We start from the raw sequence: 14,725 nt of genomic DNA, 5'->3' as shown, positions 1-14,725 counted from the left end.
TGATTTTTTGTATTGAATTATTTTAATAAAAAATCACAATTAAATAATTTCATCTAGATTAATTAGTCGTTATTTCTTGTGGTGCAATACGTTTATTTCTTCTTAAAATAAACGTTGTCAACATTTCAGGCAGGAATATGATACCGACCTTGAAAAGAATGTAGCCATTAAAGAATACATGCGGAGTGACTTTTCTTGACGCAGATTTTTCTATTTTTCCGGTGATGGTGAGCAATACAATGTGCAGAAGATAGGTAGGTTATCTGAAAGACATGAGGTGAATGAAGGTTAATTACTGATTTTTTAGCTCTTATACGTTACTACCGTTATTAAAATTGTATTATTTTCAATCACCAGCAGTAAGTTCGATAAATTAACTTTGTCTCCTGAACGTATTTTTACCTCATACCAATCACCTAAAATTAATGCGTCAAGTCCATCACTAATATGTGAAGATTTCGACAAACATAAAAGGTTGTGGTGTAAATTCCAACTAACCGAGTAGGCTTGAAAATCATTTAAGTTAACCAATGTTGAGTAGATGTTATTTTGTAAAAAATTACTAACTTCTAACTCAATAATTTTTTCTAGGGAAATAAACTCTTTATTAGACGGGGAAATAGCTTTCTTAATTGCATCTTCTAATTCACGGTCGCTATCACCTTCAGCAGGAAAGCTCCTTACAACAAAACGCTCATGTTGAGTTATACCGTTTAGCGCATCTAAGTAGCCTTCCAATTTGGCCGTGTCGTATTCAAATTGAGTCATCTATGTCTAACATCCTAATAATGAATAAAAAAATTACGCTAACTTGTCACTGAGCGTAGTAGTTGTTATTTTTTATTGTTGTTGTCCGTAACCTTTTGTTATTTATTTGATCTTAATCTATTTTACTTTGTTTAGGTTGCTTGTTCGCGACCAAATTCATTTCTGTAGACTCATCAAATAACGAATAAGCTAGTAGAGCCACTAGCCATTTTAATTCGTCGATAATTATTAGGCTTAATTTATCGAGCTCAAACGCCACAAAATTTTAGCTATCAATTTTTTTCGTTCTGATAGTTGATATTCTAGCAACTCTTTTACCCATGAAATTAAATACCAGCCTAGTCAGCAAGGGGCAATAAATCGTAAGCAGTGAGATTAGTAATATCAAAATTGTCTCCTATCGCCAGTAATGTGTTGCTGTGCTTGAACAATGCCACCATCAACAAACACCCACTTGAGATCAGGCTCATACCTTAATAACCTCATTAAAACATCTTTCTTTGACCATAAGTTAAAGCGTCTATATAAGGAACTCCAGTCACCAAATGACTCTGGTATATCACGGCAAGTACAACTTGTTCGCATTCTATATAAAATACCTTCCATGGTATTTCTGTGTGTAGGCTTGTCATACACTCTATCTTTTAGCATTATAATGCTTAGTTTTGTCCAGTGATCATCGTTAAGCATACTTAGGGGCATGGTGATCTAGTCTTTCTATTTCTGGCGAAATTATTATTCGATATTACCTTTTTTGTACGAAAATTAATCACGAAAGATAAACAGCCCCTTAGCTAGCACTTAAATAATTAAAGCAGCACGTAAATATACTTAACAATAACCACCATATAATAAGTGATTCAATGATGACTAAAACAACAAAAGCTGCCAGATATCAGATTGATCATAACAACCTGTCACTCTTTCACAATATGGTGAGCTATGGCGCTCATGTGTTGTATGTAGAGGACTTAAAACTATCAACCCAGTTTTATTGGTCAATTGGTTTTCGAGACGTATTTTGCGACGATATGATTAGTGTTATGCGCATGAAGCACATTCACATTGAGTTATGGAACAATCAAAAGTGCAACACCTTACTCCCCAAAAATCCTATCGATAAAATGAACCATAACCATAAAGCCCTTCATATCGAAATAGGAAAATTGGTGGATCTGCATACCATTCACAACATATTTTGCTTACACAATATCCCTATTGAAAAAACACAGTGGGATTTTGGATCACCCTTTGGTGCGTATATTTTACTAAAGGATCCCGACGGAAATCGTATTACTTTTTGTACTGAACGCACCTGGTCTAATCAATCAGGCTATGAAAAGGGTTGTCGACAATTCGCCGAGGAAAAAAAGAGTGTTTTGGGCGTAATAAAAAGTACACTAGATGAATCACTTGTCGCCGGAAAAGAGAAAATCAACAGTGACATGAAAAATCACATCAATACTCAAAGAGAGAACAACCAGATAGACAGTACCGAAAAAAATCGTATTTTAAGTGAGATAGCCAGACATAAAGACCTGGAAGTTTACAGTGACCAAATCAACCACCTTGTAGACGCAGGCTTCGATATTGATAGCCTTATATAAAGTAAGCGGCTAAGGATTATCTGGCCACCCATAATAACGTCCCAATACTCACGTCAATAACCTACACTTAATATATCATTCTTAAGTGCGGTTATTGTTATGCCTAAGCCTCGTTCACAACAAATTAGTTTACTCGATACGCCCTATTATCATATTTGCAGTCGAACGGTTAGAAAGGCCTTTTTGTGTGGCGTTGATAAAGAAACAGGTGTGAGTTTTGAGCATAGGCGTGCATGGATTGAAAAGCGTGTTTTCAAATTAGCTCAAGTATTTGCTATCGATATTTGCGCTCATGCGGTGATGCATAATCACTTACACCTCGTGCTACATGTTGATAGTGAACAAGTTAAGAATTGGTCGACTGATGAAGTACTTAACCGTTGGCATCAATTATTCAAGGGAACATATCTCACCCGACAATATCAAAATAAACAACCCCTTGATAAGTTTCAATTAGCCATGGTTGAAAGCTCAGCAGAGATTTATAAAAAACGACTAACCGATATCAGCTGGTTTATGCGCTCATTGAACGAGCCAATAGCTCGACAAGCAAATAAAGAAGATAAATGCACAGGACATTTTTGGGAAGGCCGATTTAAATCTCAGGCACTGCTTGATGAAGGTGCTTTACTCTCTTGCATGGCTTATGTTGATTTAAACCCTGTTCGCGCAAAAATTTCCGATACACCTGAGCAATCAGCTTTTACCAGTATTCAATTACGAATAAAAGCCGCAATAAAAGGCACACAGCCACAATCGTTGTTATCTTTTACGGGTAATGAGCGCCAACACAAAAAAATAGGTATCAGCTTTAGTTTAAAAGACTACTTAACCCTTGTGGATGAAACAGGACGAATTCTGCGTGATGATAAACGTGGTGCTATTAGTGTAAAAGCGATAAACATCTTAGCAAGGCTGCACATCAGTGATGAAAGCTGGTTAAAACTCACCACAGAGTTTGAATGCATCTTCACTGGCGCTGTTGGCACAGCAGAGCATTTGTGTGAGTTTAGCGAACATGTAGGTTTGCAACGAACTCATGGTATAGCCAATGCCCAAGCCTGTTTGAACACAGCATAACTCTATTTATTAATTAGTATAAAAAGAAAAGTTACCCTAGGGGGAGGGTGTCACTGTATTTTATATTTGGTGGTCTTATCGATATTAGTCGCAAGTTGTTAGTAAATGCGGATTTACTTGCTAGGTACATTTTTATTCGATGAGTATGCAACCAACAATACAAACATTAGCAATGTTTGTATTACTTGGATTTATTATGGGTGGCATGGTTAAGTTGTAGACGGCAACGTCTTCGTTCTACACGACCAAATGATAGATAGAGCTAATGCTTATGTTGCATTATCTCGGCATAAGGATGAGTGTTATTTATATGCAGCTTTGGACGTCTTCTTCGAAGACGATGAGGCCCCATCGGGAATAAAACCCACTAAAACATCAAAAATAATATAGTTCAGAAAAAAGAACTTGCCTTTCAATAGAGTGTGTCTATTGAACAAGAACAACATACAAACGAGATTAATTGGAAAACATATGGTGGTGAGCTATGTCTGGATTAAGGTTAATGCATATATAAAAAGTGTTTTCACTTAAATTATACTATTAAAATTTCTACGACTTTATACTCCTTAGCATGGTAATATATAGCCTTAAAATAAAAGTTTACACTGCTATATAACTTATGCCAAGATACTGTATATAAATACAGTTATGGTGTTGGTCATGGAGCAAATGAAAATATTTCCAGAGGTCCTTTTGAAAAAAAATTCTACAGATAGTATTTGGCAGCCTAGTTATGGTTGGTTGAATGATTTTACAAACAAGACAAAGAAGTTTTATAGCCCTAAGAAGAGTATAAGAACATTAAGTCTATTTTCTGGTGCAGGTGGCCTCGACATAGGATTTCATGATGCAGGCTTTGAGATTGTTAGCAGTGTTGAAATTGAAAAGGTTTTTTCAGAGACTTTAAGACAAAACTCTGGTGAAGGAAGGTATTTTGAAACAACAGAAGTTAATTGCATTGATATTAGAGAGTTTGATTTTGATGAAAAAGTTGACTTTATTATTGGTGGACCTCCTTGTCAGACATTCTCTGCCGCAGGAAGAAGAGCTAGCGGTGTAGCGGGCACAACTGATGCACGTGGTGTATTGTTTTTGGAATATGTAAGATTATTAGAAAAATTACAACCAAAGGGTTTTTTATTTGAAAATGTTTACGGAATTTTGGGTGCCCAGAATGGTGAAGCATGGCAGCAGATTCGTGAAGCATTTTCAAATGTTGGTTACAAATTACATTACAGAATTCTTGATGCTGCTGATTATGGTGTTCCTCAGCACAGGGAAAGACTTATTATTATAGGGTTAAAGGAAGGGGAGTATTTATTCCCAAGGCCTACACACGGACCCGACTCAATTGATAATGTGCCTCATTACTCCGCTGAAGAAAGTTTAAAAGAGGTTAAATTCAAGCAAGAATTAAAAGTTTCCCTTGGTGGAGAGCATGGTCCTTTGTTAAAGGATATTCCTCCCGGTCTAAACTATTCATTTTATACTGAAAAAATGGGGCACCCAAATCCTATTTTTGGCTGGAGGTCTAAGTTTTCAGACTTTTTATATAAGGCAGATAACGAAAAACCAGTTAGAACTATAAAAGCTCAAGGAGGTCAATACACAGGTCCGTTCCATTGGGATGCAAGGGCATTTGATACCAATGAACTAAAAAGACTACAAACCTTTCCTGATAATTACGAAATCTATGGTGGTAGAGGAAAGATAATTCATCAAATTGGTAATTCTGTACCTCCTCAGCTTGCAAGGCTATTAGCATGTAGTATTCAAAAGCAAATTTTTAATAATGGCACACCTGTGGAACTTGAATACCTTTCACCAACAGAAGAATTGACTTTTAGAAAAAGAAAAAGACAATTAACTAAAATTTACGCAGAAAAAGCCAAAAATGCTATAGAACACCTTTACTCTGTCAATAATCAAGAAGTCAAAGAGATTAGTAGTATAAGTACAGAGTTCACTTTCAGCGATAAGTTAACAATTGAGTATGCAGAAGATAGTCATTTTAGTGGTGAATTAGCTTTTACACCTGAAAAAACAATTATTAGAGTTCTTAATAAGAACGCAGGCGATGCAAAAAATATAATTTATTTCTCTCCTGTAGATAAGTGGTCTTTATCTACTGATATGATTGAGTTGCACTGGAACGGTGATTGTTTAAGAAATTATATAGTTGTATGGAAATTTTTTGAAGATCAACTTCGAAGGCAGGGATTAAAGTCAGATTTAGTCCAGTTAGCTGGTTATTATCAATATATGCCTTCTGTGAAAATTGAATGGTGTCCTAATACATTATCTAATAGTAAAACTTATCAACTAATTAGTAAATTAACATCGCTTGAATTTACTCGAAGAAATATGTTAATAGATACTATAGATGATTTAATTAGCAGTTTTAATTTAGATACTATGTCAACTCTGAGAGAATATAAAAAATTAGGGTTAGACGTTAGAAACTCAAATACTAATCCCATGTTAAAAGAACAAGAAATTCTTATACCTTATGAATTTCCTACCCTTTATGGAAGAAGCGTACAATATAGCAAGGAATTATAAAGTGACAATTGTTGAAAAGTTAGAAGTGTATAAAGATAAATCAATCCTTTATCAAGGAGGAGAAAGTTTTGAATTTATAGAAGGCCCTCAATCCAAAGCTGCAAAGCAACGGTATGCTCAAATAAAAAAATCTTTAGAGGAGGGTTTTTTTAAGAGTTTTATTCTTCAATGTTTAGCTAAACCTGAGTTTGATTTTGAATTGGACGCTGAAATTCAAAAAGAACTAGATGAACTAATAGAAAGTATAACAAGCGAAGTTGGTAGAGCTATAGTTGCTTTATGCGTCATGCAATTGGTCCTAAAATCAATAAACTCTGAACAGTCAATTCGCTTGCACAAAGGTGGAAGTGGAGGGAGTAATTTTAGTTGGTCTGAAGGGATATCCATGAGGGTTTTGGATAAAAACTTTATAACTCCAACACTAAGAGAGTTTGATCTGATTAAACTAAACCGTGATGGCTTTATGATGACACGTACTTTGGCAGAAAATTATCCGTATTGCTCACTATATAAAGCAGCAATTAGAGGAAAAAAAGACTCTTGGACGTGTATAGTTAACAAACTTGAAAGTGGAGAGCTAAATGCTAAGCATGCTCTCGAATATAGCATTAAGAAGCTGAATAACAATACTAAAAAATTTAATGACTTAACCACTGCTTGTATTAATAAATTAGATGAGAAAAAAAGTTATTTCTCTAATAAAAAAAACTCGTTAGCATTTATCACTAACTTGGTTTCAAATACTGATTATGCAGCTAGAATTTTTGAAGTTTCAATGCATGCTTTGTTTCAGGTTCTTTCAGAAAAAAATTGTTTTGAGGGTGAATTAAAAGCTCTTTCTCAAATGCGTTCCGCAAATAAAAAACATAAGAATATTGGCGATATAGAAATAGTAAGCACCACAAATGATCGAATGGTATTTGAGTCATGGGATGCAAAATTTGGTAAAGCATATTTAAGAGATGAATTGGATGAACTAGGTGATAAACTCGAGTTACAGCCTATGGCACAACTTGTAGGGTTTGTTGTCGACAGTGAACCAATGCTATCTAAAGATGTAGTACAAAAACAAGAAGAGTTAGCTAACGTATTTAACGTAGAAGTTAAAATACTAAGCTTTGAACAATGGGTCGATATTACCTTTGAGCGAGTCAGTGAGTATATTTCTGAGGCTGATTTAAGCAACGAGTGGATAAACAACTTAGTGTTATCTTTAGGTCAAAGAAAAAGAAAATTCGCACCAATCGATGAACCGTGTGACACTTGGGTTAAAGAAATAACAGCCGAATTAAATAAGTTATAAAAGAAAAATATAGTCAAAAATATTCTAAAGTAATACCTAGCTTTATCTATTTGAAGGGTTAAATGAAAATTTAATCCTAAATTTAAAGATACTTTTATAACTTAAATTACTAAAAAGTATTCTAATTTTTTTTATAAAGGACTTTATGCAGTACTTTTTATTTATAACAGTCGATGCCTCGCATTTTGAACTACGAAAAAAACTACCCGCTGTTGAAGTAATAAATAACCGTTTAAATTTGAGGTTATGGCCTATATATCAAAGAACTAATCATAAAGATCATATTAGTTCAGGTGATAAATGCCTATTTTATGTTGGGGGAACAAAAGAACTGATCAGACATGTAATTGCAAGTGCAACTATATTAGACGTTAGTGTTGATAACTCTTTAATTGATCACGAGGACTATTCAGTATCGTTACCATATAAAAAATTGATACTTGATACCCCAAACTATTTTTCTGCTCCTGTTAATTTGAAAGATTTTTTGAGTAATCTATCATTCGTACCTAAAAATACTAAATATTGGGGAACATCACTCCAAGGTGGGTGCAAAAAGATAACCTCTAATGATTATGAGTTATTAAATAATAGTGAAATTAGGTGATAAAATATAATAACGGGGGTTCAGCTGGCGCAACTAAATCACAATTAGCTAATATTATAAAATTAAACTTGTTGATAGAGCTTAATTTTTATTATTTAATTTTTTAAATTAAGAGTTAAAAATAAACATTCTAGCTTGAAATGCCTGTTTTTTAGTAAACAATCACTTATAAAATTGTTATAAGTAACATGTAGGTAAATAAAACTGCTTTGCAAACGGCTCACTTCGGTGGGCCTTTTTGTTGAGTAACTATTAAGTATCAAGTCAGCATTACAAAATGGGCCCAAAACTAATGGTTCTATTATAATAAACATAGGAGTTTTGGGCCCAAATTAAACGTCTAGCTTAACTAACTCAACCAAGGTTTACTGATAGTATGCTGTATGCGTGCCAGTAAGAATAAAGTTATTAAACCCTTCTTCTAAACCATTAGCTTTAAATAACAACCAACCAGCACAAACACCAACAACACCACAAAGCCAAATCAAGCCAAAACCACCAGTAAACAAAGGGTATACCATACCTGTACCACTACCCTAGGTACACTTTAGCACTACCACCCAACCATACTTTACCAGTCCACATTATCGACCCTAACTTTACCGCAGGAGATTTACCTATGGGATTTCTACGTGCGTACTTGCGCGTTAGTACAACCGAACAAGACGTACTTCGTGCCAAACAAGAAATCAAAGCATTCGCTAATAGTCATAACCAACAAATATCAAACTACTACCTGGAGAAATTCACCGGAACGTCATTAGACAGACCCGAACTTAACCGGTTGTTATCTGATGTTAGTGCTGGCGATATCATATTGATTGAATCGGTCGACCGTATTAGTCGTTTGAAGAATGACGATTGGCTACGCCTAAAGAATATCATCGAAGCTAAAGGTGTCAGTGTTGTCGCACTTGATTTACCGACTAGTCATATTGCACTGAAGGAGCAGGGCAGTGGTGATGACTTCGTTGCTGCAGTTCTTAAAGCAGTTAACGGTATGTTGCTCGATATCCTGGCGGCAACTGCAAGAAAGGATTATGACTTACGTCGTAAAAGAACACTCGAAGGTATCGCCAGGGCTAAGGCAGCTGACCCGACAAAATACATAGGACGCCGTCGTAACCAAACCTTATGGCAATCGATTAAGAAACTATTAAACACCAACCACAGTTATACCGAAATTCGACAAATCACCGGTGCCAGTCGCATGACCATTGCAGCTGTTGCTAAAGAACTAAAAGGAGACAAACTTAGTGAAAACAATTAAACCTGCACATCTAAAGCGAGTTATCGACTTCATCCACAGTATTGACGATCAGTATTGTGGCAAAGAGCTTAGATACTTCTTTAACAATGACTTAAACAAGTTTATCCAACTGCTTCATGAAGCGGTTAGGTCAGCTGAAGTAGTACCAAGCGTTGTAATACCGTTCTATCGTAAAGTCAGCAAAATGCATGACGTTAAACCATCCGTAACCATCGAGGAAGAAACCATGAAATCAAGTAACCAAAGTAACCAAAGTAACCCAGAAAAAAAAGCATCGTTCGTATTTAGAATTGTCACAGTAGTTAAGTCAGCGTACGAAAGTATGAAGGCATTCCTTACTCGTAACATGAAAAAGGCATCTGTCGTTGCAGCTGTAGTGATTGCTGTCACTATCGCTAAAGCTGTTGGTCTTAATATAGGCTTTATCTTGGCTCTTGCTGCACTCAAAGGTAAGGCTGTAATGAGCTATTTCAGTAGTCTTTGTGCTAACGCAGTTGAGTTAATTATTAAAGCCAAATCATTTGCTATTGATAATGCTGATGGGATATTTGCCTTAATTAAAGCAACAGGGCACTTACTGCTGAGCAAAGTGATAGAAGTGAAAGACTTAGTGGTTACCAAGGTGAAACAAGCCATTAGTTGGATAAAAGATGCGGTAACTATTGATGAGCATGAATACGCACAAGCTGCTTAGCAGTTATACATCTAGGGCATAGGCCATGCCCTGGATTAACGAATAGATACAAACAGGTGACTCATGAGATTACTAACATTTATAGAAAATATGCTCGATAGCATTGCACCCAAAGTGACTAACGTTGCTGAAAGTATTGCCAAAGTAGCAAGTGTGTTCGCCAGCTTAGCTTGGTTAGTAACACAGGCGTTGAGTTATCTTCGTGGCAAACTTAATTAACTGGGGAATAATATGGAATACGTAACAACAGGACCATTAACAGCAGACCAAGTATTGGAGAAGGCGATTGAAGTGATTGATGCCAGGTATTGTACTGGTGCTAAGTTCACTAGCTCTCAAGCAACCAAAGATTACTTAAAGCACAAACTTGGTGGTCTTGAGCGGGAAGTGTTTGCTGTTATGTTCATGGATAACCAGCACGCGCTAATTGAATACAATGAAATGTTCTTTGGCACTATTGATGCTGCATCGGTATATCCGCGTGAAATCATTAAGCAAGCGCTTAAGGTTAATGCTGCCGCCGTTATACTTGCTCATAATCACCCCTCAGGGTTAAGTGAGGCTTCAATTGCTGACAAGCAAGTGACCGAACGTATCAAAAAGGCGCTGGCGTTAATTGACATAACAGTTCTGGACCACATCATTATAGCTAAAGAACCACTATCGTTTGCTGAAACTGGCTTGCTGTAACACCCACCAATCATAACTACTCATTAGGAAACCAATATGAAACTGACCTTTAACAAGAGCCAGCGCTTTGCTGTGCCTGAAAGATTAACCGCCATTTTAAATGGTGAGCTGACTAAGATTGATAATGCCGAGCCTGGCATTAATGGTATTACCTTTAACTTTCGTGATGATAGCTACTCGGCTGAGCTTGGTGGATATCACCCAGTAGAAGTACGCATTGTTAATAGCGACAACCTGTGGACGTTCGAGTACATCACTGACTTTAGTTTTCAAGGCGCTTACCCTGAGCTAGTGAAAGATATTGATGCGTGTTTTCTCAGTGGTCAGATTTACACCTTATATAGTGGCAGCCTCAAAGGTGATAGTGCGCGTGAATTAATCGACTTGTTCTTAACTAACTTTATCAGTTATGTGGAAACTAATATCTTCACGGTGACGGTGGAGTTTGATTGACAATTACTAAATTCACCCGGTAATTTACTTACTGGGTGATTAAGGTATCAGCAGTTTGGTGGTAAAAGTGAGCCTTAGATTTTAGCCAATAAATAGTGAAAAATAGGTATTCGTTAACGACTTCTTGGTGCGCAAAGGAGACGCTAGCCTCAATTTTTCTGCCATATATTTTCTAATTTGAGCTTCACTCATCACGCCTGCATGTAAATTGAAGCCTGCTACATTCGCTACGCGGTCTGACTCAACGCCCTGTTTTTCCTTAGGTGATATGGTTTGCACTATGAATACCTTTCGTCCTTGTTTGATTGGCGCCAAAAAACCGTATAATAGGCGAGAATATCCTTACTTTATGGTTGTTTATTTACATAGCAATGGGTGGTATATATAAAATAGGACAGCAAGGTACTTTTGCTTTTAAAAAATGGTGAGTTTATGCTGACTACTTATACTCCGGTCAGTTTATGTTTAAAGTAGGTCGCGATGGAGGGTAGGATGATGAACTTAAAAAGGGTTCAGTTGCAGGGCTTGTGGTTACTTACAATGATGGAGGATAGCATGTTGAATTTAAAAACAACTGGATTGTGGATGGCAGCGATGGTGCTGTTTGGTGGTCTTTTCGCAGGTTTTAATACACAGGCGGCAGAGGTTATGCCAGTAGGAGAAGATCCTTATAAGATGATCCAAAGGGTGGCTGAGTCTACCTTTAAGCGGATTGTCGATGATCAGGCGTTGATTGATGAAGATGCCAATTATTTGAAAACCGTGGTGCGTGAAGAGTTGATGCCTTATATCAAATACAAATTAGTGGCAAAAATAGTGTTAGGCAAAACCCCCGTGAGCAGAGCAGAGAAAGAGGCGTATTACAAAGCGTTTAATGAGTACCTAATCACCACGTATGCCACGGTATTTACTAAGTATACCGATCAGAAAGTGGTGTTCGAAGCCCCCGGTAATATTAAGGGCAAAAAAGTGGTTACGGTGAAAACTCGGATTATTGATGGCAGCCGTCCAGATATTCATATTGACTTTAAAGTTAGGCTGAACATAAGGACTGGCACATGGCGCGCTTATGATATGGTCGTCGAGGGCATTAGTATGGTGAACGCCACGAAAGCCGAGTTCAGAGATTTGTTGCGTAAAAAAGGTGGGGGGGCCAACTTCACTCAACAGCTGATAGAAAAATCCAAAGCGCAAATCAAAAAAGACAATGGCGGCAGTAGGCAAGACGGTGAGTAAGCTAGGAAATAGCATAAATCACGCGCTGGTTGGTATCGCCATTGACGGTTGCCAAGTCAACCTCAGCAGTCAGGATGACCGTTACACTGTGCCCCAGTTGATTCAGGGACTAGACATCAGTGGTTTCGGTCATGAGCATATTACCGTGGACTTTTCAGCGGTGACCAAGGTAGATACCGCTAGTGCCGAGGGTCAGGTCTATGATTTATGATTGTAATTGATTCATATAGATTTTGGCTGTGATAAATGGACGTAGTGAAGCTGCGAGGTCTAACTCTCAATTGATTCCTTATATTAAAGTTAGCGTTACAAAATCTAATCCGAATCGTAACTACACCTTAAATCCTTAATGTCCGAAAGGTGCGCATTCCGGACTTTAGCCTCAAATTATTTGGCATATATTTTCTAATGAATCGTTTCTACGATTTTACTAAAACACCTCAGTAACAAATACCTTTAAAGCAGCTACATCTAATGCGTATTTAATCTTTTCATCTTCTAGTAAATTCACGCCATTAAAATAATGATAGTTAGTAGTTACTTAACCAACGACATGAATAATTATTACGGGTGGCTTGCTACATTTTAATTTAATTAGTTAACAGTTGTTAACACCACTATTAACACCTTTTTATTACACTAACCCTAACAAATATCAGACATTAATTTAAAGCTTATGAAGGATTGTTAGATGAAATACCGTTGCCTAATTAGATATAAACCTCGCTTTGGCGGAACTCAGCAAGTTACCGTTGTTATTGAAGCAAAAAACCCTATTGAAGCTAGGGCGAGAGCTGAAGGTATGTATGCCAATACTGTCTCTGTCAATGTTACTGGAACCAATTAATAAATTGCTAAGCCAATTAAACAACAAGCCATAAGCAAAAAAAATATCAAGGAATTAAAATGACAGCGCTAAAACAAGTAACCGATTTTGATATGAAAGCCGCTCAAGAAAGGCTGAAAGAAGATGACAAACATGGCTTAGAATCATTCATTGAGCAAAGTGGTGGTGTTAGTTATTATCAGTTACAGGAACTTTTACACTCTTGTTTTGAAGAAAAATCGACTACTTGTTTCTCGTATCTAAAGTTATATTTTATTGATTTAAATGGTGAAGATGATTATAAAAATATATTACAGAACTATCATCGAGGTGAGACGGGAGCTATAATTTTTCTTATTAACAGTGGCCACTTAGAAGACGCGGTTTATTTATTCACATCTACTTTTGGCTGCCATGAAGAGGCGGGTGAAGAAGTTATAATTAGCAAGTCCCCTCGTTTTATTCAGCAAACAATGATAACCATATTGGGTAGCTTTGAAATCCCTATTAGTGTGTTTATTTCACTATGTAAAATTATCTCCTTAACTGGTTATTTCAATAATTATGACTTAATTGATAGTTATAAAAAAGTACACGAAAAAAGCCCTAATAAGAATGGTGAGTTTTGTGAGGGTGGGCTAACTAGGTTTGATAAAATACCTTTCACGACTCCTTCAGAAAAATTAGACCGTTATGAAAAGGGTCAAAGGTTAAGTTGTTTAAGTGAGCTGTTGACAATTATTCCAATGGACTCTCAGTTTAGAGAAGTGATATTTAATGATTGTTATGAATTATATGATGAACCTTTTGTGTATGGGCAGGAGGGTATTACGGATAGTGAATTTTTCATTAATCAGCCAATGAGTGTGAAAAATAGCGAATGGTCGGATTTCAAACAATTCATTTTATCTTCAAGTAGTTCAGATCTAGAGCAAATGAAAAGTAACTTAGAAAAGCGTAGTAGTTGTTTCTATGAAGAATCTGACGAACTTTATGATGGTCTATTAGCAAGCAAATCATATGCACAAGCAATAAGGCTATTAGAAATTGATTTAGCTGTGAATTCATTATTGTCAGTAGCATTTGATAGTCGATACTTAACAGAGTTGGGTGGAATATCTGAATCTAATTTTGAAGAGACTATTGATGATTATGGCTGCCGATGGGGCATTGTCGATGAGATATTTAAGCAATTTTCAGATGAAGAGGTTAAGGCGTTGCTAATTAGCTGGCTAAAAGATCAAATAGAGAAAGCAAACTTACAAGCTTGTTAGTAAGTATTGCTTTGACGAAGCTCGGGAAACTTATCAGGCTACCCATGATAACTTGGCCATATTTCAATCAATAACCCACACTTATTTTATTATTACTAAGTGTGGTTATTATGCATAAGCTTCGTTCACAAAAAATTAGTTTATTAGACACGCCTTTCTATCACCTATGCAGTCTCACGGTACGAAAGGCATTTTTGTGAAATTTATAAAGGACAGTCACTCAAAATAGCTCGGATATCGATACTAAATCTAATCTAAAATACGGATTCGAGCTAATTCCTAATGTCAGCAATGTGGTAAATAGTGTCGTAATACGGCTAATTTTGTCAGTGTATTAGAAGCTTTAAGTGCTAGT

Annotated in this window: 17 protein-coding genes and 1 pseudogene; 14 read left to right on the top strand and 4 right to left on the bottom strand. The window is 36.4% G+C overall.

Annotated features, from left to right (window positions below):
• Nucleotides 1-303: 303 nt before the first annotated feature.
• Together CXF85_RS08715 and CXF85_RS08710 are read right to left on the bottom strand one after the other, a co-directional pair.
• Nucleotides 304-768, bottom strand: coding sequence for a hypothetical protein (locus tag CXF85_RS08715; protein ID WP_101228145.1), 465 nt, complete (start codon nucleotides 766-768; stop codon nucleotides 304-306).
• 390 nt (nucleotides 769-1,158) lie between these two features.
• Nucleotides 1,159-1,470 (bottom strand): annotated as a pseudogene (locus CXF85_RS08710) (transposase); the annotation flags it as partial.
• Between the two features lie 161 nt (nucleotides 1,471-1,631).
• Between CXF85_RS08710 and CXF85_RS08705 the strand changes: the two are divergent.
• The 5 genes from CXF85_RS08705 (at nucleotide 1,632) to CXF85_RS08685 (ending at nucleotide 7,927) form a co-directional block, all read left to right on the top strand.
• Nucleotides 1,632-2,375 (top strand): hypothetical protein, encoded by a 744-nt coding sequence (locus tag CXF85_RS08705; RefSeq protein WP_101228143.1) that lies wholly within the window; start codon nucleotides 1,632-1,634, stop codon nucleotides 2,373-2,375.
• A 99-nt stretch (nucleotides 2,376-2,474) separates the two neighbouring features.
• On the top strand, nucleotides 2,475-3,455 hold the full coding sequence (locus CXF85_RS08700; RefSeq protein ID WP_101228142.1) for a transposase: 981 nt from the start codon (nucleotides 2,475-2,477) through the stop codon (nucleotides 3,453-3,455).
• Between the two features lie 660 nt (nucleotides 3,456-4,115).
• Complete coding sequence (locus CXF85_RS08695; RefSeq protein ID WP_198555572.1) at nucleotides 4,116-6,017, top strand: DNA cytosine methyltransferase; 1,902 nt, start codon at nucleotides 4,116-4,118, stop codon at nucleotides 6,015-6,017.
• A gap of 1 nt (nucleotide 6,018) precedes the next feature.
• Nucleotides 6,019-7,320, top strand: coding sequence for a hypothetical protein (locus CXF85_RS08690; protein WP_101228140.1), 1,302 nt, complete (start codon nucleotides 6,019-6,021; stop codon nucleotides 7,318-7,320).
• A 145-nt stretch (nucleotides 7,321-7,465) separates the two neighbouring features.
• A complete protein-coding gene (locus CXF85_RS08685; RefSeq protein WP_101228139.1) occupies nucleotides 7,466-7,927 on the top strand; it encodes a hypothetical protein in 462 nt (153 codons plus the stop codon).
• Between the two features lie 365 nt (nucleotides 7,928-8,292).
• Here the strand turns inward: CXF85_RS08685 and CXF85_RS22765 are convergent, their stop codons facing one another.
• Nucleotides 8,293-8,448 (bottom strand): hypothetical protein, encoded by a 156-nt coding sequence (locus CXF85_RS22765; RefSeq protein ID WP_157829052.1) that lies wholly within the window; start codon nucleotides 8,446-8,448, stop codon nucleotides 8,293-8,295.
• A gap of 98 nt (nucleotides 8,449-8,546) precedes the next feature.
• On the opposite strand from CXF85_RS22765, the gene CXF85_RS08680 reads away from it, so the two are divergent.
• The 5 genes from CXF85_RS08680 to CXF85_RS08665 all read left to right on the top strand — a co-directional run bounded on the left by CXF85_RS08680 (nucleotide 8,547) and on the right by CXF85_RS08665 (nucleotide 11,034).
• Nucleotides 8,547-9,197, top strand: coding sequence for a recombinase family protein (locus CXF85_RS08680; RefSeq protein ID WP_101228138.1), 651 nt, complete (start codon nucleotides 8,547-8,549; stop codon nucleotides 9,195-9,197).
• A complete protein-coding gene (locus CXF85_RS08675; protein WP_101228137.1) occupies nucleotides 9,184-9,891 on the top strand; it encodes a hypothetical protein in 708 nt (235 codons plus the stop codon). Before CXF85_RS08680 ends, CXF85_RS08675 begins: the two co-directional genes overlap by 14 nt.
• Before the next feature lie 63 nt (nucleotides 9,892-9,954).
• Entirely contained in the window at nucleotides 9,955-10,110 is a 156-nt protein-coding gene (locus CXF85_RS22760) for a hypothetical protein (protein ID WP_157829051.1), read from the top strand.
• A 12-nt stretch (nucleotides 10,111-10,122) separates the two neighbouring features.
• Nucleotides 10,123-10,581, top strand: a complete 459-nt coding sequence (gene radC / locus CXF85_RS08670; protein WP_101228136.1) for a RadC family protein — start codon at nucleotides 10,123-10,125, stop codon at nucleotides 10,579-10,581.
• A 36-nt stretch (nucleotides 10,582-10,617) separates the two neighbouring features.
• Nucleotides 10,618-11,034 carry a DUF2787 family protein gene (locus CXF85_RS08665; RefSeq protein ID WP_101228135.1) on the top strand — a complete coding sequence of 139 codons (417 nt, stop codon included), beginning with the start codon at nucleotides 10,618-10,620 and terminating at the stop codon, nucleotides 11,032-11,034.
• An 81-nt stretch (nucleotides 11,035-11,115) separates the two neighbouring features.
• Here CXF85_RS08665 and CXF85_RS08660 read toward each other — a convergent pair whose 3' ends face one another.
• Entirely contained in the window at nucleotides 11,116-11,313 is a 198-nt protein-coding gene (locus CXF85_RS08660; RefSeq protein ID WP_101228134.1) for a hypothetical protein, read from the bottom strand.
• Between the two features lie 213 nt (nucleotides 11,314-11,526).
• On the opposite strand from CXF85_RS08660, the gene CXF85_RS08655 reads away from it, so the two are divergent.
• The 4 genes from CXF85_RS08655 (at nucleotide 11,527) to CXF85_RS08645 (ending at nucleotide 14,370) form a co-directional block, all read left to right on the top strand.
• On the top strand, nucleotides 11,527-12,270 hold the full coding sequence (locus tag CXF85_RS08655; protein WP_232771132.1) for an MlaC/ttg2D family ABC transporter substrate-binding protein: 744 nt from the start codon (nucleotides 11,527-11,529) through the stop codon (nucleotides 12,268-12,270).
• On the top strand, nucleotides 12,263-12,481 hold the full coding sequence (locus CXF85_RS08650) for a hypothetical protein (protein ID WP_101228133.1): 219 nt from the start codon (nucleotides 12,263-12,265) through the stop codon (nucleotides 12,479-12,481). Before CXF85_RS08655 ends, CXF85_RS08650 begins: the two co-directional genes overlap by 8 nt.
• A 480-nt stretch (nucleotides 12,482-12,961) precedes the next feature.
• The gene (locus CXF85_RS22755) at nucleotides 12,962-13,117 is read left to right on the top strand and encodes a hypothetical protein (protein WP_157829050.1); all 156 of its coding nucleotides are present in this window, start codon (nucleotides 12,962-12,964) and stop codon (nucleotides 13,115-13,117) included.
• Nucleotides 13,118-13,176: 59 nt separating this feature from the next.
• Nucleotides 13,177-14,370, top strand: a complete 1,194-nt coding sequence (locus CXF85_RS08645; protein WP_101228132.1) for a hypothetical protein — start codon at nucleotides 13,177-13,179, stop codon at nucleotides 14,368-14,370.
• Nucleotides 14,371-14,725 lie beyond the last annotated feature (355 nt).

This window comes from Colwellia sp. 75C3 (assembly GCF_002836255.1).
GTDB lineage: Bacteria > Pseudomonadota > Gammaproteobacteria > Enterobacterales > Alteromonadaceae > Colwellia.
Note: the sequence above shows the minus strand (reverse complement) of the source record. Positions and strands in the feature narration are given on the sequence as shown.

Bases quoted from the DNA above. Each gene is read 5' to 3' on its own strand.
- CXF85_RS08715 (WP_101228145.1), bottom strand. From the start codon at position 768: ATGACTCAATTTGAATACGACACGGCCAAATTGGAAGGCTACTTAGAT.
- CXF85_RS08705 (WP_101228143.1), top strand. From the start codon at position 1,632: ATGATGACTAAAACAACAAAAGCTGCCAGATATCAGATTGATCATAAC.
- CXF85_RS08700 (WP_101228142.1), top strand. From the start codon at position 2,475: ATGCCTAAGCCTCGTTCACAACAAATTAGTTTACTCGATACGCCCTAT.
- CXF85_RS08695 (WP_198555572.1), top strand. From the start codon at position 4,116: ATGGAGCAAATGAAAATATTTCCAGAGGTCCTTTTGAAAAAAAATTCT.
- CXF85_RS08685 (WP_101228139.1), top strand. From the start codon at position 7,466: ATGCAGTACTTTTTATTTATAACAGTCGATGCCTCGCATTTTGAACTA.
- CXF85_RS22765 (WP_157829052.1), bottom strand. From the start codon at position 8,448: ATGGTATACCCTTTGTTTACTGGTGGTTTTGGCTTGATTTGGCTTTGT.
- CXF85_RS08680 (WP_101228138.1), top strand. From the start codon at position 8,547: ATGGGATTTCTACGTGCGTACTTGCGCGTTAGTACAACCGAACAAGAC.
- CXF85_RS22760 (WP_157829051.1), top strand. From the start codon at position 9,955: ATGAGATTACTAACATTTATAGAAAATATGCTCGATAGCATTGCACCC.
- radC (WP_101228136.1), top strand. From the start codon at position 10,123: ATGGAATACGTAACAACAGGACCATTAACAGCAGACCAAGTATTGGAG.
- CXF85_RS08665 (WP_101228135.1), top strand. From the start codon at position 10,618: ATGAAACTGACCTTTAACAAGAGCCAGCGCTTTGCTGTGCCTGAAAGA.
- CXF85_RS08655 (WP_232771132.1), top strand. From the start codon at position 11,527: ATGATGAACTTAAAAAGGGTTCAGTTGCAGGGCTTGTGGTTACTTACA.
- CXF85_RS22755 (WP_157829050.1), top strand. From the start codon at position 12,962: ATGAAATACCGTTGCCTAATTAGATATAAACCTCGCTTTGGCGGAACT.
- CXF85_RS08645 (WP_101228132.1), top strand. From the start codon at position 13,177: ATGACAGCGCTAAAACAAGTAACCGATTTTGATATGAAAGCCGCTCAA.